19 protein-coding genes are annotated in these 17,234 nt (G+C 69.7%); 9 read left to right on the plus strand and 10 right to left on the minus strand.

The genetic code is table 11. The features are described 5' to 3' along the window. Positions 1 to 35 precede the first annotated feature (35 nt). The 3 genes from ACWD3H_RS37830 (at position 36) to ACWD3H_RS37840 (ending at position 3,476) form a co-directional block, all read left to right on the plus strand. Entirely contained in the window at positions 36 to 971 is a 936-nt protein-coding gene (locus ACWD3H_RS37830) for an AraC family transcriptional regulator (RefSeq protein WP_451958413.1), read from the plus strand. A 94-nt stretch (positions 972 to 1,065) separates the two neighbouring features. Further along, entirely contained in the window at positions 1,066 to 1,440 is a 375-nt protein-coding gene (locus ACWD3H_RS37835; RefSeq protein ID WP_355548372.1) for a DUF2267 domain-containing protein, read from the plus strand. Positions 1,441 to 1,574: 134 nt separating this feature from the next. Beyond that, positions 1,575 to 3,476, plus strand: coding sequence for a glycoside hydrolase family 15 protein (locus ACWD3H_RS37840; RefSeq protein WP_451958414.1), 1,902 nt, complete (start codon positions 1,575 to 1,577; stop codon positions 3,474 to 3,476). A gap of 239 nt (positions 3,477 to 3,715) precedes the next feature. Here ACWD3H_RS37840 and ACWD3H_RS37845 read toward each other — a convergent pair whose 3' ends face one another. The 4 genes from ACWD3H_RS37845 to ACWD3H_RS37860 form a co-directional block, all read right to left on the minus strand. Continuing rightward, positions 3,716 to 3,979 (minus strand): hypothetical protein, encoded by a 264-nt coding sequence (locus ACWD3H_RS37845; protein WP_451958415.1) that lies wholly within the window; start codon positions 3,977 to 3,979, stop codon positions 3,716 to 3,718. Between the two features lie 221 nt (positions 3,980 to 4,200). Then, positions 4,201 to 4,902, minus strand: coding sequence for a phosphatase PAP2 family protein (locus ACWD3H_RS37850; RefSeq protein WP_451958416.1), 702 nt, complete (start codon positions 4,900 to 4,902; stop codon positions 4,201 to 4,203). Between the two features lie 55 nt (positions 4,903 to 4,957). Beyond that, positions 4,958 to 5,722 (minus strand): phosphatase PAP2 family protein, encoded by a 765-nt coding sequence (locus tag ACWD3H_RS37855; RefSeq protein ID WP_451958417.1) that lies wholly within the window; start codon positions 5,720 to 5,722, stop codon positions 4,958 to 4,960. 53 nt (positions 5,723 to 5,775) lie between these two features. Beyond that, positions 5,776 to 6,159 (minus strand): hypothetical protein, encoded by a 384-nt coding sequence (locus ACWD3H_RS37860; RefSeq protein ID WP_355548357.1) that lies wholly within the window; start codon positions 6,157 to 6,159, stop codon positions 5,776 to 5,778. Between the two features lie 172 nt (positions 6,160 to 6,331). Here ACWD3H_RS37860 and ACWD3H_RS37865 point away from each other — a divergent pair, with 172 nt between their 5' ends. The 4 genes from ACWD3H_RS37865 to ACWD3H_RS37880 all read left to right on the plus strand — a co-directional run bounded on the left by ACWD3H_RS37865 (position 6,332) and on the right by ACWD3H_RS37880 (position 9,012). After that, on the plus strand, positions 6,332 to 6,802 hold the full coding sequence (locus ACWD3H_RS37865; RefSeq protein ID WP_451958418.1) for a GAF domain-containing protein: 471 nt from the start codon (positions 6,332 to 6,334) through the stop codon (positions 6,800 to 6,802). Positions 6,803 to 6,847: 45 nt separating this feature from the next. Further along, the gene (locus ACWD3H_RS37870; protein ID WP_355625146.1) at positions 6,848 to 7,555 is read left to right on the plus strand and encodes a GAF and ANTAR domain-containing protein; all 708 of its coding nucleotides are present in this window, start codon (positions 6,848 to 6,850) and stop codon (positions 7,553 to 7,555) included. Between the two features lie 107 nt (positions 7,556 to 7,662). Continuing rightward, entirely contained in the window at positions 7,663 to 8,748 is a 1,086-nt protein-coding gene (locus tag ACWD3H_RS37875; protein ID WP_350929744.1) for a quinone-dependent dihydroorotate dehydrogenase, read from the plus strand. Between the two features lie 60 nt (positions 8,749 to 8,808). Next, a complete protein-coding gene (locus tag ACWD3H_RS37880; protein WP_350929745.1) occupies positions 8,809 to 9,012 on the plus strand; it encodes a heavy-metal-associated domain-containing protein in 204 nt (67 codons plus the stop codon). A 74-nt stretch (positions 9,013 to 9,086) separates the two neighbouring features. On the opposite strand, the gene ACWD3H_RS37885 is transcribed toward ACWD3H_RS37880, so the two are convergent. Further along, complete coding sequence (locus ACWD3H_RS37885) at positions 9,087 to 10,724, minus strand: beta-N-acetylhexosaminidase (RefSeq protein ID WP_451958419.1); 1,638 nt, start codon at positions 10,722 to 10,724, stop codon at positions 9,087 to 9,089. Positions 10,725 to 10,837: 113 nt separating this feature from the next. Between ACWD3H_RS37885 and ACWD3H_RS37890 the strand changes: the two genes are divergently transcribed. After that, positions 10,838 to 12,382 (plus strand): N,N-dimethylformamidase beta subunit family domain-containing protein, encoded by a 1,545-nt coding sequence (locus tag ACWD3H_RS37890; protein WP_451958420.1) that lies wholly within the window; start codon positions 10,838 to 10,840, stop codon positions 12,380 to 12,382. A gap of 7 nt (positions 12,383 to 12,389) precedes the next feature. Here the strand turns inward: ACWD3H_RS37890 and ACWD3H_RS37895 are convergent, their stop codons facing one another. From ACWD3H_RS37895 to ACWD3H_RS37905, 3 genes are all read right to left on the minus strand, one after another. Next, complete coding sequence (locus tag ACWD3H_RS37895) at positions 12,390 to 13,295, minus strand: N-acetylmuramoyl-L-alanine amidase (protein WP_451958421.1); 906 nt, start codon at positions 13,293 to 13,295, stop codon at positions 12,390 to 12,392. A 71-nt stretch (positions 13,296 to 13,366) separates the two neighbouring features. After that, positions 13,367 to 13,615: a hypothetical protein gene (locus ACWD3H_RS37900; RefSeq protein WP_030917491.1), complete on the minus strand. Its 249-nt coding sequence runs from the start codon at positions 13,613 to 13,615 to the stop codon at positions 13,367 to 13,369. 123 nt (positions 13,616 to 13,738) lie between these two features. Then, positions 13,739 to 14,824 (minus strand): LacI family DNA-binding transcriptional regulator, encoded by a 1,086-nt coding sequence (locus ACWD3H_RS37905; RefSeq protein ID WP_030917489.1) that lies wholly within the window; start codon positions 14,822 to 14,824, stop codon positions 13,739 to 13,741. Between the two features lie 135 nt (positions 14,825 to 14,959). Between ACWD3H_RS37905 and ACWD3H_RS37910 the strand changes: the two genes are divergently transcribed. After that, the gene (locus ACWD3H_RS37910; protein ID WP_355548333.1) at positions 14,960 to 15,649 is read left to right on the plus strand and encodes a TetR/AcrR family transcriptional regulator; all 690 of its coding nucleotides are present in this window, start codon (positions 14,960 to 14,962) and stop codon (positions 15,647 to 15,649) included. A gap of 139 nt (positions 15,650 to 15,788) precedes the next feature. Here ACWD3H_RS37910 and bldC read toward each other — a convergent pair whose 3' ends face one another. Continuing rightward, positions 15,789 to 15,992: a developmental transcriptional regulator BldC gene (bldC, locus tag ACWD3H_RS37915; RefSeq protein WP_013133571.1), complete on the minus strand. Its 204-nt coding sequence runs from the start codon at positions 15,990 to 15,992 to the stop codon at positions 15,789 to 15,791. Between the two features lie 318 nt (positions 15,993 to 16,310). Beyond that, positions 16,311 to 17,168: a hypothetical protein gene (locus tag ACWD3H_RS37920; RefSeq protein ID WP_355548329.1), complete on the minus strand. Its 858-nt coding sequence runs from the start codon at positions 17,166 to 17,168 to the stop codon at positions 16,311 to 16,313. Between the last annotated feature and the right edge of the window lie 66 nt (positions 17,169 to 17,234).

Consider the following 17,234-nt stretch of genomic DNA (forward strand, 5'->3'; position numbering starts at 1 on the left):
GCGCAATTCCATGTTCCAACGTCTAGAGTGAGTCCGTGGACGCACTCACCGACCTCCTGGACGGGCCGAGAGCCCGGGGAGCGTTCCTGCTCCGCTCGATCCTGAGCCCGCCCTGGTCCCTCCGCATCCAGGATCGGGCGCCGCTCGCCCTGGCGGCCATGGTGCGGGGCGAGGCGTGGGTGGTCCCCGACGGCGGTGACGCGGTGCGCCTGGGCCCCGGGGACGTCGCGATCATCCGCGGTCCCGATCCCTACACCGTCGCCGACGACCCGGCCACGTCTCCCCAGGTGGTGATCCACCCCGGGCAGCACTGCACCACCCTCGACGGGCGGGACCTGGCTCAGGCGATGGATCTGGGCGTCCGCACCTGGGGCAACAGCCCGGACGGGTCGACGGTGATCCTCACCGGCGCCTACCAGATGCGCGGGGAGATCAGCCGGCGTCTACTGGAGGCGCTGCCCACGCTGCTGGTCCTGCCGGAAGGCGCCTGGAACTGCCCCATCATCCCGTTGCTCGCCGACGAGATCGTCAAGGACGAGCCGGGGCAGGAGGCCGTTCTCGACCGGCTGCTCGACCTGCTGCTCATCGCCGTCCTGCGGGCCTGGTTCTCCCGTCCCGAGGCCGGGGCCCCCGCCTGGTACCGGGCGCACAGCGATCCCGTGGTGGGCAAGGCCCTGCGCATGCTGCACAACAACCCCGCCCACCCCTGGACCGTGGCCGCCCTGGCCGCCGGGGCCGGCGTCTCCCGCGCGGCCCTGGCCCGCCGTTTCACCGAGCTGGTCGGCGAGTCCCCGATGGCCTTCCTCACCGGCTGGCGGCTGGCCATGGCCGCCGACCTGCTGCGCGAGACCGACGCCACGGTCGGCGCGGTGGCCGCTCAGGTCGGGTACGGCAGCTCGTTCGCGCTCAGCACGGCCTTCAAGCGGGTACGCGGGGTCAGCCCGCAGGAGCACCGTGCCGGGGCGAGGTAGCCGGCTCCCCGGGCAGGAAGTCCTCGACACAGGTCGTGACCTGGGTGTTCATTCTCGTACCGACCGGGAAGGCTAGCCGGTCGAGGGGGACGACATGGAATACAAGGACTTCATTCGCGCCGTGGCGGAGCGCGCGGCCCTGTCGCGCCAGGAGGCGGAAGACCTCGCTCGCGCGACTGTGGAGATGCTGGGAGATCAGCTGAGCGCGGGGGAGGCCAGGCGTCTCGCGACATCACTGCCGGAACCCCTGCGGGGTTCGCTTCACGTACGGGACAGGGGCGAGGACTTCGGGCTGCATGACTTCGTCACCCGGGTCAGCGAGCGCACCGGCCTGACCATGAAGGAGGCCACCGCCGGGGTGCGGGCCGTTCTGGTCACGGTGCGCGAGATGGTCGACGACGAAGTTTTCGATCATGTTCTGGCACAGCTTCCCGGGGAATTCCAGGAGATGGTGGAGACCACCACCTGACCCGGGGGGCCGGCGGGCGGGGGGCCTGGCGAAGCGGACAGCCTGGTTCCCCGCCGCGGACCGGAAATCCCGGAACCGGTGGGCGTGACGGCAGGTGTTCCCGAGCAGGGCGACCCGAGGGGAGGAAAGGGCTCATGACAGCGGATCCATCGGTGAGCGCGCTGCACGGCCCCTCTCCCTTCCCGCCCATCGCCGACTACGCGTTCCTGTCCGACTGTGAGGTCACCGCGCTGATCGCGCCGAGCGGGAACGTCGAGTGGCTCTGCCTGCCCAGGATGGACTCTCCCAGCGTCTTCGCCGCCATCCTCGATCGGGGCGCGGGAGGCTTCAGGTTCGGTCCCGCGGATCTGAGGGTGCCCGCCGCGCGCCGCTACCTGCCCGGCACCATGATCCTGGAGACCAGCTGGGGCACGCCCACCGGCTGGATCATCGTGCGCGACCTGCTCCTGGTGGGACCCTGGCACCACCACGAGGAGCTCTCCCACACGCACCGGAGGGCGCCGACCGACTACGACGCCTCCCACGTGCTGCTCCGCACGGCGCGCTGCGTCAGCGGGGAGGCACAGGTCACGCTCGGCTGCGAGCCGATGTTCGACTACGGCCGCATCCCCGCCCGCTGGTCGTACACCGACAGGGGCTACCACCAGGGCGTCGCGAGGGCGGCGGGGCAGAGCCTGGAGCTCAGGCTCACCACGGACCTGCGGCTGGGGTTCGAGGCCGGGCGAGCGACGGCGCGCACCCTCCTGAAGGAGGGGGACACGCGCTTCTGCGCGCTGTCGTGGACCGTGCACGAGCCGCCGTACACCTTCGAGGAGGCCTACGAGCGGTTGGTGTGGACCGCCCACCACTGGCAGCACTGGCTCGCCAGGGGAAACTTTCCCGACCACCACTGGCGGAGCTACCTGGAGCGCAGCGCCCTCACCCTCAAGGGCCTGACCTTCGCCCCGACGGGCGCGCTCGTCGCGGCGGCGACCACCTCCCTGCCCGAGACCCCGGGGGGCAGCCGCAACTGGGACTACCGCTACTCCTGGATCAGGGACTCGACCCTCGCCCTCTGGGGCCTCTACACGCTGGGCTTCGACTGGGAGGCCGACGACTTCTTCTGGTTCATCGCCGACGTCGCGGAGCGGGACGAGGAGCTCCAGATCGTGTACGGCGTCGACGGTGAGTGTGAGCTGAAGGAGCACGTTCTCGACCATCTTCACGGATACGAGGGCGCCAGGCCCGTCCGGATCGGCAACGACGCCTACCAGCACCGCCAGAACGACGTCTGGGGTGCCGTCCTCGACTCCTTCTACATCCACACCCGGTCGCGGGACCGCCTGGACGAGCGGATCTGGCCCGTCCTGAAGCGACAGGTCGAGTCGGCCATCAGACACTGGCAGGAGCCCGACCGGGGCATATGGGAGGTGCGCGGAGAGCCACGGCACTTCACCTCCTCGAAGGTCATGTGCTGGGTGGCGATCGACAGGGGCACCCGGCTCGCCCTGCTCAGGGAGGAGTTCGAGCTGGCCGCGCACTGGCAGGCGATCGCCGACGAGATCCACGCCGACGTGTGCGCCAACGGCGTCAGCGAGCGAGGCGTGTTCAAGCAGCACTACGACTCCGACGCTCTCGACGCGTCACTCCTGCTCATCCCGCTGGTGCACTTCCTGCCGGCCAGTGATCCCCGGGTCCGTGCCACCGTTCTGGCCATCGCCGACGAGCTGACAGCCGACGACCTGGTCCTGCGCTACAGGACGGAGTACACGGACGACGGCATGTCGGGCGAGGAGGGCACCTTCACGATCTGCTCGTTCTGGCTCGTCTCGGCGCTGACCGATATCGGGGAGTACACCCGGGCCCGCAGGCTCTGCGAGAGGGTCCTCTCCTTCGCCAGCGCCCTCGGGCTCTACGCCGAGGAGATCGACCCGGTGACCGGGCGCCACCTCGGCAACTTTCCCCAGGCGTTCACCCACCTGGCACTCATCAACGCGGTGATCCACATCATCCGCGCGGAGCGAGAGCAGTTCATCCCGACCGCCTGGCCGACGTAGGAGACGTAGGAGCAGTCAGACCGCACGCGGACGTGCGAGAGCACCCGAACGGCCTGGCTAGGCTTTCGGGTATGAACCGTCGGGTGATTGCGATAGTGGTGCTCGTCGGCCTGCTCGCGACGAGCGGTCTGTCGGTGGTGCTGGCCTGGGGACTCAGCGGCTGAACACGCGGGGCCGCTGAGTGGCCGAGCCGTCGCGCACGCCCCCCGACGCCGCGACCGCTCCCTCCGCGGATGTCGCTAGGCGACCACCATCGAGTTCTGGCCTGCGGGCTGTGCGTTCTGCTGAGGGGTGTGCGCGGGCTGCGGGTGCGCGACGGGCTGCTCCGCGACGGGCTGGGGCTGCTGCTGCTCGGTGGCCTGCTCGGCAGGGGCCTGCGCGGCAGGGCAGCCGCAGTAGCCGTTGGTCAGGATCAGGCGACCTCGCTGTGCCGTGTAGGTGCGGGAGTCGGTGGCGAGGAGAACGCCCGTACATTTGACGCAGACGACGGACTGATGATCCATGGCCGGCTTCCTTCCTTGAGGGTAGCCGTCGAACGTCTCTCTGTCCGGCCGGCTGGCTGCTCGTGCCCCGCCGGAGAGAGGTGAATCTCCCTATTGGGGTTTCTATCTTACTTCGTAGCGCAGGGCGATCATTGAGCGACCCCAAGTGACAGATGTGAGACTTGGTGACGCTGCTTCATAACGGTCTCATGTGAAGCGATCCCGCGGGTGGGGAATGTCTCTCACCCCTCGGCTGATTCCTGGTACGACCGGGCGTCTCCCCGTGGTCTCGGGGCCTTCTCCCTCTCCCGCACCACCGGCCGGAACAGCAGCGCGTTGGCCGCCACCGCGATGCAGACCAGGCCGAGCAGGAAGCCCCAGCTCACGTCGCTCAGGTGGTGCATGCCGCGATACATGCGCGAGTAGCCGATGCCGAGGGGGATGCCCAGGCCGACCAGCCACCACAGCACGTTCAGGATCTTGTAGCGGTGGGTGTGGACGGTCAGCACCAGGGCGACGCCGCAGTAGAAGGCGACAGCGGCACTGGTGTGGCCCGAGGGGAAGCTGGAGGTGGGCGGGGCGGGGTCGAGATGCTCGACGGCGGGTCGCTTGCGCTGGGCGAAGACGGTGGCCAGCAGGAAGATCGCCGACTGGGAGAAGACCGCCAGCGCGAGGAAGATCGATTCGTTCCAGCGCCCGAAGACCAGCCGGAAGCCGATGACGAGCAACGCGGTCGCAGTGATGATCACCGGGGTGTCGGACAGGCCCGACACCACGTCGGTGATCGAGCTCCAGTAGGCGGTGCGGCCCTGGGCCAGCTGCTCGTTGACCCCCTGGTCGTTCGCCACGAGGGTCGTCGTCTGCAGGATCTTGGTGATGAGGAGTCCGACGCCGATCGTCAGGGCGGCCATGATGGCCAGCGGCACCAGGATGAGGCGCGTCACGCCTCTGAAATCCAACGACATTTTTGACATGGCGCGCCAGCTACCCCGAATGGCCTCACCGGAACGCCTCGGGTTCGATGCCCTCCATGGGCGGCTCGACGGGTTTGCGGCCCTCTCCCCGGCGCCAGGCCTCGAAGCCCGCGGCCGTCCCCACCACGACCACCACGCCCAGCGCGACCCCGGCGACGACGTCGCTGGTCCAGTGGACGCCGAGCGCCACCCGGCTGTAGGCGACGAACACCACGACGACCGCCGCGACGATCCAGGCGGCGATCCGGGAGGCCGGAGTCCGCAGGAAGGGCAGCAGGATGAGCACGAGGATGCACGCGCCCAGCGCGGCGCCCATCGCGTGGCCGGAGGGGAAGGAGGCGCCGGGCGCCGAGGCCACCGGATCGGGCAGGTCGGGCCGGGCGCGGTCGACGATCCCCTTGATCGCGAGGTTCAGCAGGCCGCCGAAGGTGATCGTGGCGACCGCCCAGACGGCCAGCCGCGGCGCGCCCCGGTACCAGAGCCAGGCGGCGGTCAGCAGCACCAGCCCACGCCATGTCCAGGGGCCGAACACCTCGGTCGCCACGTTGAGGAAAGCCGTGTAGCCGGGGTGCTCCAGTGCCTGGGCGTGCAGCTGGAGGGCGATGCTCTCGTCGAAGCTCCTGAGCGGTGAGGAGGAGGTCTTCACGAGCACGAGCAGGACCACGAACGGCACCGTGAAGATCGCCACCGCCACCACCGCAAGCGTCAGGCGTATGCCCAGGCGCAGGTCGGCGGAGTTGTCATCGGGATTTCCGTGCGCTGGTGACTCACCTTGGACAGTTCGGACCATCGTTCATGGCTACCCGATTTCCGGTGAATATTCTTTCCACTTCGGGTAAAGCCTCAGGCCGCGGGCCGGGATTCGCGCCGGGTGGTCCAGCGCAGGACGTCGCAGTGCCGCCGCTCGGCCTCGGCGAGTGCCGCCTCGTCCGTGTAGGCGTCGAGGACGGCCCGTAGCTGCGGCATCTGCGCCGCGACGTCGTCCCATGCCTGGGACGGGTCGTCGACGCCGAGCTCGATCAGCGCGTCCAGATGCGCGGCGTAGGCGGTCCACCACTGCCGGCTCAGCTCGGCCAGAAACCCGCCGAGTCCGTCGAACTCCCGCTGGATCTCCTCCTCCCACCAGACAGGGACTGTGACATCACCGGTTTCCGCGAGGTCGCGGAGCACGATGTGCGCCAGGGTGCGCCGCCGCCGGGCGATGGCCGAACGTGACAGGGTGTTCATGTACCCACCCTGCCGATCTCTGTTTGCCGAACGCTTAACGATGTGTTGACGGCGATATGTGGCCAGGGAGAGGAACCGCTTGGCCGGAGTCATCGGGCAGCACTAGGCTCTGATCCGCAGATCATTCCGCCCTGTGTCCGCGGAGCTACCTCGACGTGGAGGAAGCCCGCCCATGACACAGGCCCTCGAACTCTCCCGGCTCATCGATCGCACCCTCGGTGCTCTCGCCGACGTTCTCGGCGCCGACGGCGCGGCGCTCATGCTGATAGACGACCACGACCGGTTGCGAGCGATCGGCGGTTCCGACGACCACGGCCGGCGCCTGGAGCTGATCCAGGAGCAGATCGGTTCCGGGCCGGCCATCGAGAGCCTGGCCCGAGGGGAAGACGTCACGGTCGACGACCTGCGGGCGGCCAGACCCCTCGGGTTCCCCGGCGTGGCCGCGCGGGTCTCGGAGGTCCGTGCGGTGCTCTCGGTGCCGTTGCGAACCGAGGAACAGCTGATCGGCACCCTGAATTTCTACGACCGGATGAGCCATGAATGGCAACCCGCGAAAGTCCGGGCCGGAGAACGCCTCGGTGAGCTCATGGTGATGGTTCTCCAAACGCTGGCCAATAGATCTCCTATTTCTGGGCAGTCGTAGTGTGCATGTCAAGTAGCCAGGTCGACGCTGAAAGGCGCCCCACATATGACTCACATTGATCCGGAAGCGCTGGTCGCGAGCTTGAGAAAGCTCAGGACGACCTCGTCCGCCACAGGCATAGTCCATCAGTTGGAGCGTGCCGTGGACGTGGTGAACTCGCTGTTCGGGTATTCGGGTGCGGGGTTGATGTTCGCGGAGGAGGGCAAGGATCTTCGTTATTTGGTCGCCACCGACGATCCGGGGCGGAGTCTTGAGGGCGCGCAGCTCCATCTTGGTCAGGGGCCGTGCGTTTCCGCGTTTGAAGAGAATTGCGCGGTGACCTCAAGCGACGTGAGCGTCGACCCGCGCTGGCCGAAACTCGCCGACCGGCTCCACCCGGAGGTGCGGGCGGTGGCCGGGGTGCCCGTCCGGCTCGGCAGCGAGCCGGTGGGTACGTTGAACGTCTACCAGGCCACGGTTTACCAGTGGGACGAGTCGGACATTCAAGCCCTCTACGGCTACGCGGACGTGATCGAGCAGCTGCTCGCCGCCGCGATGGCCGCCGAGGAGAAGAGCGCGCTGGCCGAGCAGCTCCAGTACGCCCTCGACTACCGCGTGGTCATCGAGCGGGCGATCGGCTACCTGATGGGAAAGCACGACCTGACCGCCACCCAGGCCTTCACCGGCCTGCGCAAGCAGGCCAGGGACAGTCGCCGTCGCGTCGCCGACCTCGCAGCCGAGCTGCTCGGTGAGGGAGCCGGAGAAATGCGGTGATCCTGCTCACGTCACGGGGCTGAGCCCGATGGATGCCCGCTGATCAGGCACTCCGGCGACCTGGCCGGCGCGTGCCCTACCCCGTGGGGGCACTAACCTGATCGGTGATGTACAGATTCGTCTTCTCGCAGGTCCTCAGCCGCCTCGACGCGGAGGACGCGCACCATCTGACGGTGCGCGCGCTCCGTGCCCTCTCGGTCATGCCCGTGGTCAAGAGGCTGCTTCACCGCAGCCTCGCGCCGCGCGATCCCGCACTGCGCGTGCAGGCCTTCGGCGTGCACTTCCCCGGCCCGTTCGGGCTGGCGGCCGGCTTCGACAAGGACGCCGGCTGCGTGGAGGCCATGTCCGCGCTCGGCTTCAGCCACGTCGAGGTCGGCACGATCACCGCCCACGCGCAGCCGGGCAACGCCCGGCCCCGGCTGTTCCGCCTCGTGGGAAACCGGGCGATCATCAACAGGATGGGGTTCAACAACGCCGGAGCCTCCGCGGCGGCCCGGCTGCTGAGCAGGCCCAGGGGCGTTCCGGCGATCGTCGGCGTCAACATCGGCAAGACCAAGGTGGTGCCCGAGTCGGGGGCCGTCGACGACTACGTGACCAGCGCCAGAAAGCTCGCTCCACTGGCCGACTACCTGGTCGTCAACGTCAGCTCGCCCAACACTCCCGGGCTGCGCGACCTCCAGGCCGTGGAACTGCTCGGCCCGCTGCTGCGGGCGGTGAAGGAGATCGCCGACGCCACCCCCAAGCGCACCCCGCTGCTGGTCAAGATAGCGCCCGACCTGGCGGACGACGATGTGGACGCGGTCGCCGACCTGGCCCTGGAGCTCGGTCTCGACGGCATCATCGCCACCAACACCACGATCAGCAGGCAGGCGCTGACCGGCGCGGAGCGTGACCGGGCTCAGCAGAGCGGTGGCCTGTCCGGCAGGCCGCTGAAGGCCAGGTCGCTGGAAGTGCTGCGCAGGCTGCGCGCGAGGGTGGGCGACCGCCTGGTGCTCGTCTCCGTAGGCGGCGTCGAGGACGTGGACGACGTCTGGGAACGCCTGCTCGCCGGGGCCACGCTCGTTCAGGGCTACAGCGCGCTGATCTACGAGGGGCCCTTCTGGGCGCATCGCGTCAACCGCGAGCTCGCCCGCAGGCTCCGCCGTCACGGCGTGGTGGACCTCCGCCAGATAATCGGCCGTACCGCGGCCTGATCCCCCCCTCCAGGGAGGCGGTATACCCTGGGTGGGTAACCTTGGGGCATTGGAGGCACGATGAGCGTGATCACATACACCGTCACCGGCATGACCTGTGGCCACTGCGTGAGCTCGGTCAAGGAGGAGGTCGGCGAGGTCTCCGGCGTCACCGGTGTCGACGTCGACCTCGAAACCGGCAGGGTCGACGTCTCCGGTGACTCTCCCGACGACGCGGCCATCCGCGCCGCCATCAAGGAGGCCGGCTACCAGGTGGCGGGCTGATCCGCTGCCGGTCCTCTCCGGCCGACCGGGGCGGTCAGGGGTCCTCCGCCCCGGCCCGCCCCGGCCCGCCGGGGTCAGAGGCTGGGCCGGGTCGAGTCGGCGTCGTGGGTCTTCTCCTCCAGATGCCTCATGGCCTCGTCCGCCCTGACGACCCCCGGCCGGTGCCGCCGATGGCCGGTACCGCCCAGCTGCCAGGGGTGCGGGCCGGCCGGCGGCCGGTACTCGACGCCGAGCGCGTCGAGGCGGCCCAGATGCGTCTCCAGCCGGGCGTCGAACCCGGCCCCGGCCGAGCCCGACCAGGTGACCTCGGCCAGCGCGCACCCCCGGGGCCAGGCCCGGTAGTCCACCGCGCGCCCGTCGGGCAGCCGCTCGCTCCACAGCTGGAACTGCGCCCCGAGCACGCGCTCCCGCTCCCCGGCCGTCCACTCCGGTGGCGCCGGGGCGAAGGCCGCGACGTCCGAGACGGTGATCGCGTCGCCGATCGCCACCGGCTCCAGCTCGGACGCGGCCTCGGCGTAGTCGAAGTACAGCGGGAAGACCGGAGTCTGCACCACGTCGTGCCCGGCCGCGGCGGCGCGCCTGGCCACCCCGGGGCCGCGCCAGGGCATCACGATCGTGTCGGGTCTGAGCATGCCGCTGACGAACGCCTCGTCCCACACCACGGCCCGGCTGCCACGCGTCGCCAGCACGTCCGCCAGCCGGCGCAGGAACCAGGCGTGCAGGTCGGCGAGGCTTCCCAGCCCCAGCTCCGCCTGGAAGGCGACGATCTCGGGGGAGGCCGCCCAGTCGTCGAGCACGCATTCGTCCCCGCCGATATGGACGTACGGGGTCTCGCCCAGCGCCGCCAGGATCTCGTCGAACACGTCGGTCAGGAAGTCGACGGTGCCGGGCAGCGGGGACAGGATCGCGGGGGAGATGCCCCAGCGCTCCAGCACCCGGAAGGGCTCGGGCCGCCGCCCGCCGGTGGCGCGGGCGTCCAGCTCGGGATAGGCGGCGAGGATCGCCGAGGCGTGTCCCGGCACGTCGATCTCGGGCACGACGGTCACGGCGCGGGCCCGCGCGTAGGCGCCGATCTCGGCGAGGTCGTCCAGCGTGTAGTAGCCGCCGTGCGGCACGTCGTCGAAGGCGAGGTCCTCCCGGTAGTAGCTGGTGACCGTGCGCGGGCGGTGCGAGCCCACCTCGTGCAGCCGCGGGTGCCTGCGGCTCTCGACCCGCCAGCCCTGGTCGTCCACCAGGTGCAGGTGGAGGCGGTTCAGCTTGTGCGCCGCCATGAGGTCGACCATCCTGAGCACCTCGCGCTTGGGCATGAAGTGCCGTGCCACGTCCAGGTGCACCCCGCGCCAGGAGAACCGGGGCGCGTCCCGCACCTGGCCGAGGGGGACGCTCCAGCCCGTCCCCGCCACCGCGCGGAACGCCGCGGCGGGGAGCAGCTGCCGGAGCGTCTGGCCCGCGTAGAAGGCCCCGGCGCGGTCTCCGGCCGCGATCCGCACGCCCTGGGCCGTCACGTCCAGGGTGTACGACTCGGCGCCGAGCGACGCGTCGGGTTCCACCCTGATCACACCTGCCCCGTCGGGACGCGGGTCGAGTACGGCGAGTGCGAGCCGTACCGCGTCGACCAGCCCGGCGGGGCCCTGGACACCGACTCCGGGAGAGAGCCCGAGGGAGCCGTCCACAGACGTGTACGCGGCAGGAAGCGGAAGGAGGTCAGTCATGGTTCGCATCATGCCAAACCCATCGGCGGATAAGCCGTTTACTTTGCTGATCCGGATCATGAGGCCAAGAACCACCCAAGACCGGCGGGGGAGGAACGCGGAGGATCTTCCCGATGGACATGCTGCTGCTCATGTTCCAAACGTCCTGGCATTCGGCCCGTACACCGCTGATGACCCTGATGGCGATACTGCTGGTCGCCGGATGTGGCGCCGCCGCCGAGCGGCCCGCGGAGCCGCCCTCGCCCACTCCCTCGACGTCGGCGTCCGCGGTGCGGAGCGCCGGGGCGGCGGACGCCACCGCGATCGAGAACGCCAGGCCGGGCACCCCTGACTGGCGAGTGCGCCACCGCGGCGCCGAGCACGAGATCGAGGGCTTCGCCGACCGGGTGAGCGTGCCGCCGGGAGAGAGCTTCCGGCTGTACGTCTCGACCACCGCCGACCGCTACACCGCAAGGGCCTTCCGCATGGGCTGGTACGGCGGAGCCGGGGCCAGGCAGGTCTGGCGGGCGAGCGGGCTGCCCGGCATGAGGCAGGCCCCGGCCAGGACGATCGCCGCCACCCGCACGGTGACCGCCGCCCACTGGAAGCCGGGCCCCGAGGTGGACACCTCCGGCTGGCCGGAGGGCTCCTACCTGATCAGGCTGGACGCCGCCAGCGGAGGCAGTCGCTACGTGCCGCTCACCGTCAGGTCCACCTCCACCAGGGGACGCCTGGTCGTCGTCAACGCGGTCACCACCTGGCAGGCGTACAACGACTGGGGTGGCCGCAGCCTCTACAGAGGGCCCGGCGGCTTCGAGGACAGGTCCCGCGCGGTCAGCTTCGACCGCCCCTACGACACATCGGGAGCGCGGCTCTTCCTGGACATGGAACGCGACGCCATCGAGGTCGCCGAGCACAGCGGTGTCCCGCTCGCCTATGTCACGAGCGCGGATCTCGACCGCGACCCGCACCTCCTCGACGGGGCAAGGGGCCTGGTCTCCCTGGGCCACGACGAGTACTGGTCGGCACGCATGCGCCGCACCGTCGAGGCGGCCCGTGACCACGGCACCAACCTCGCCTTCCTCGGAGCCAACGCCGTCTACTGGCGGATCCGTTTCGCCGCGACGCCTCTGGGCCACCGCCGCCTGGTCGTCTGCCACAAGGACGCCGCCGAGGACGCCCACACGGTCCTGTGGCGCGCGACCGGCAGGCCGGAGAGCTCGCTGACCGGCCCGATGTACGACTGCTTCCCCTCCGAGTCCGCCTACGTGGTCTGGCGTCCCGGCAACTGGATCTTCAAGGGGACCGGGGTGCGGCGCGGCACCACCTTCCCCGGCATGGTGGGGGTGGAGACCGACCGGGTCGGTGCGGGCGTGCCTCGCCCGATGGAGGTCCTGTCCGTCTCCCCGGTCGACTGCGGCGGACGCTCCACGGTCGCGCACAGTGCCTACTACACGGTGCCGAGCGGCGCCGCCGTGTTCTCCTCGGGCACGATGCGCTGGGTGTGCGCGATGCGGGGAGCCCGCTGCGGCCACGGCGTCACGGAACGGGCCGCCTCCTTCGTCCGCAGGGCCACGGGGAACATCCTGCGGGCCTTCGCGGCCGGTCCGGCCGCGCGCCGCCACCCGGCCGAGGACAACCTCAGGTCCCTGGGCCTGGCCGGTCCGGCGAGAGGCTGAGCGGGCCTCAGTGGGTCAGGTACTGCTGCAGCCCGTTGGCCAGGGAGAGCGCGATCTTCTGCCGGAACGCCGCCTGCTGGAACTTGGCCGCCTCGGTCGGGTTCTTCATGTTGCCGCACTCGACGAAGATCTTGGGAACCGTGGAGAGGTTCAGTCCGCCGAGGTCGTTGCGGTAGTCCAGGGCCGCCTTGCCGATGTAGGTGGAGTACGACAGGCCGGTGCCGCGCTTCATGGCGTCGCGCACGTCGATGCCGAGCCTCTCGGAGTCCTTGACCACCGGGTCGACCGGGCCGTTGATCTTCTTCGGCATGATCACGTGGAAGCCGTGGTTGGCGGGGCCCGCCCCGTCGGCGTGAATCGAGATCGCCGCGTTCGCCTTGGCCTTGTTGCCGATCGCGGCCCGCTGGGTGATGCACGGTCCAACGCCGTTGTTGTTCTGGCGGGTCAGCACCACCTTCGCGCCCCGGCTCTTGAGGATCTTGTCCAGGCGCTGGGAGACGTCCCAGGTGAAGGCGGCCTCGCTGTAGCCGTTCGCGGTGGCGGTGCCCGTGGTGTCGCAGGGCTTCCACTGGGTCAGCACGTTGACCTTCTTGTTGATCTCCGCGGAGTGGCGGTAGTTCTGCCCGTTGTGACCGGGGTCGATGACCACGACCTTGCCGCTCAGCGGTTTTCCGGCCGCGGTGGGACTCGCCGCGGAACCGCTCGCCGCGCCGGCCGCGGGGCCGGTCAGGGGGGCGGCCGTGTCGCCGGTCACGGGGCGGGTGGTCGTGGCGGCCGCCGGTGGGACTCCCACACGATCTCGCGCGAGGTCCGCGGTGCCGCCGCCGCAGGCGGCGGCGCTCAGGCCGCACAGGACAAGGGCCGTCGCGAGTGCTCTGCCGGTCACGCTCATCGCCCCCAAGTAGGTCGTCAACCACCCAACTTACGCGGCGCGACGACATGGCTCGGCCGTTGTCGCGATATGTACCCGGCTGTCACCTTCTGTTACCAGGCGTGCTCGCCGACCTCCTGCTTCTGCAGGAGCGAGGCGAGTTCCCTGGCGTCCTCGGCGTCCAGCCCGAGGACCACGCGCGGACGCCCCCACGGGTGGTCGATCGAATGGGCCACGTAACTGGCGACGGACTCGGCTCCGGCGTCTCCGCTGCGGCCCCGGGCGGCCCGCCAGTGCGCCCACGCCCGCTCAAGCTCGGCGGCGGCCCGCTGGGCGCATGACACCAGTTCTGGATCACGCATTGTTACCCCCCTCGTCTCGGCCAGAGTCAACACCGGCGGCACACCGGCGTTCGCGATGTTGACCTGATTTTGGGGAGTTGATGAAGCCTGCCTGGGCGTCCTGTAACGCTCCAGGCAGGCGCTTCAGCGCTCGGTGGAACTCGTGCTGTTCCGTACGACCAGCTGCGGCGCGACCTGGCGCAGGCGTGAGGCCTTGCCGGGGTCGCCGATCCGGTCGTTCAGCAGCGCGGCGGCGGAACGGCCCATGGCGCGGCGGGGCTGGTCCACGGTGGTCAGCGAGATCGGCTGGGTCCCGGCACGGTGGATGTTGTCGTACCCGACCACCGACAGGTCCTCGGGAACCCGCAGGCCCAGCTCGGCGGCCGCGGAGAGCACGCCCATGGCCACCAGGTCGTTGGCGGCGAAGATCGCTGTGGGCCGGGGGTCGCGGGTGAGCAGGCTGTGCGCGGCCCGCGCGCCGCCCTCCTCGCTGGAGGCCCCCTCCTCGACCATGATGTACGGGGCCAGGGAGTGCCTGCGCATCGCGACCAGGTAACCCTCGCACCGGAAGCGCCCGGAGGAGATGCCCGAGGCCTCTATGTGGGCGATTCGGCGGTGGCCGAGCTCCACGAGGTGGTCGACGGCCAGGCGGGCGCCGAGTTGGTCGTCGTCGACGACGATGTCCACGCCGCCGAGGTCGATGTCGCGCTCGCCCACCACGACCGTGGGCGTGTAGCCGGTGGCCTCGATGAGCGTCCCGCTGGTGGGCGCGATGCCGAGCAGGACGAGCCCGTCGACGCGCAGTTCGAGGAATGCCTCGACCGCCTCGTCCTCGAAGGCGGGGTCCCACTGGCTGTTGCCGATGAGGAGCCTCAGCCCGTCGCCGTGCAGGCTCTCCTGCAGGCCGTCCAGGAACTCGGCGTAGAACGGGTTGTGCAGGTCGGCGACGAGCGCCCCGACCAGATGGGTACGGCCCTCGACCAGGCTGCGCGCGACCGCGTTGGGCCGGTAGCCGAGGTCTCTGGCCGCCTGGAGCACGGCCTGTCTGCGATGCTCGCTGACGTGTGGCGATCCGCGCAGAACGAGCGAGACCAGTGATTTGGAGACACCGGCCCGCTCGGCCACATTGCGGATCGTGGGTCTCGGGCGTGGTCCGCACCCGTCGGATAAGACGGGCTCGGCGAACCCGCGGGCTCGGGTGACGGTGGTGTTGACCGGCGGTCCTGACATGGCTCTCCCCCGCGATGGTGGATGGGCACCTGTCACTCAAAACGATCGAGTTCCGAATGGGGTACGGCCTCCGGGGTAGGGAACTCCGATCTTGACCTCAACGCCGTGCATACCGACTCCGATAGTCTGCACGGTGTGGGTTCGACATCCGGAGCCGCCGAACAGGCGAAACCTGCGGCGGGTGACGCGCGACCGGCGCGGCGCAGGCTCAGCGTGGACCGGCGCCGTGAGGAGCTCATGGCGGCGGCCCTGGAGCTGTTCAGCAGGCGGGACGCGGAAGACGTGTCGATCGATGACGTGGCCTCCGCGGCCGGCGCGTCGCGGGCTCTGGTCTACCACTACTTCGGCGGCAAGCAGGAGCTCTACGTCGCCGCGCTGAAAAGCGCCGCGGCCCAGTTGGAGGCAAGGCTCAAGCCCCACGAGGACGGCCGCCCGCTGGACGAGCTGGCTGGAGGGCTCACCCGATACTTCGACTTCGTGGAGGAGCACGCGGCGGGTTTCGCCGCGCTGCTCAGGGGCGGTCCCGCCAACCGCAGCGGCGACATCGGGGAGATCGTCGACTCGGTCAGGAACCGGCTGTTCATACTGATCATGAAGCAGATGCGGGTCGAGGAGCCCGGCCCCGCGCTCCGCATCACGCTGCGTTCCTGGATCGCCTCCGTCGAGACCGCGGGCCTCGACTGGCTGGAGCACCGCGACATCGAGCGGCCGGCCCTGGAGCGCATGCTGGTCGACCACATGGTGGCGCTGCTCGGTGTGGCGGCCAAGCACGACTCGCAGGTCGGCGAGTTGCTGGACAACCTGCTCCGGGACCAGACGAGCTGATCCACGGTCCGGGAAAGACGTCGGGCAGGTGGCTGGGGCGGCGCCGGGCGGGCGACGCCGCTCCCCATAAACCTGTGTGGCCTACGCGCTCACAGGGTGAGCGCGCACCAATCCCCCTAGGTCAGTGACGGCCCCCGTCTTACTCTGAGCGCTGCTGCGGAATCCCCGCGAGCAGCGCGCGAACCTCGGTCTCCCGGTACCGGCGGTGTCCACCCAGGGTGCGGATGGACGTCAACTTGCCCGCCTTCGCCCACCGGGTCACGGTCTTGGGATCGACGCGGAACATGGTTGCGACCTCCGCCGGGGTGAGCAGCGGCTCTGCCTCGGGTGTACGAGCTGACATTTGTGCGGCCTCTCCTCCATGTGGACCGGCGACAGCGATCCTGCGACTTGACGCTTGTCACGGATGTCCGCCTATGGCCATTGCGTGCGGCAGTTTGGGCCATATACGGCATCACCCGATGTGACCATACAGCCACGTAGAGCGATTGGCGAGTCTTTGAGTGACTCATCTCTCTTGTGCACGTGTTGTTGTCACGCTCGGTGATTCTAGCGACACGTTTCGTGGTATCGCAGTGAAAACGGCAAACTACTCAGTTCGTAGGTGCATCCCCGGTCATCGACGGACCTACTTACGCAGGTCGAAGGGATGATTTGCGAGTCAGTTTGCCGATTCGAGAAGTTGTATTGATCGCCAGCGGAGGATGACGCGCTGGTACATGGCGAACGCCAGTTCTTCCTCGCCTTTTTCCAGACCTGTCAGCGCCGCCGCGAGCTCCGCCACGGACTCGTCGGCCTGGAGCGTCTCGTCGTCCATGAGGTTGACGATGCCGCCGTAGTCGAGCTCGACCAGCGAATGCGGGTGGAACTCCTCCAGCCAGCGCGCCACGTCCTCGACCTCGGCGGTGATCGAGACCTCGCCGACCTGCCTCCTGATGATCTGCAGGGCACGGGCGCTGCGGCGCCTGGCATGGGCCATGGAGGTGACGTAGATCAGATTGCGCGTGGTGGTCGTGCCCCCCTGGCCCCCGTCGCCGTCGATGACCAGCCAGCGCTCGTTGCCGTCGAAGGGGACGAACCACGAGGTCGGAACGTGCCAGGTGGAGCCGCGGATGTGCGTGCGCAGCGCGGCCGAGTCGGTACGGCGCTTGAACCGGTCGAAGTCGTCGGCGGTCTGCTCCGCGACGGCGGGTGGCACGAACCGCTCCATCAGCTTGGGCGGGGTCGCCCCACGGAAGCGTGAGAAGGCCAGCCACGACCTCAGCCTGCTCTGCCATGGGCAGACGTACAGGACCTCCTCCACGCGCCTCAGATAGGCGTTGGGGCTCTCCTGGGCGGGTGCCGGGGTCGGTGGGATCCCCAGGAGGCGCCGCACCGCCTCGCCGTGTTCGGCGTGGAGGGCGCCGGCTCGGCGCGGTCGGTCGGCCGCCTCGGCGTAGGCGGCCCACGAGACGCGCTCCGCGGGGGTGAACGCGACCAGTGGCTCGTAGACGCGGAGGTACGCGGCGTAGGGCAGCACGTCCGCATCGTGTCACGAACGACGGGCCGCTGTCCGTACCGGACCGGCTTTCGTGGCCGCCGTCCG

It is taken from the genome of Streptosporangium sp. NPDC002607, assembly GCF_053592655.1.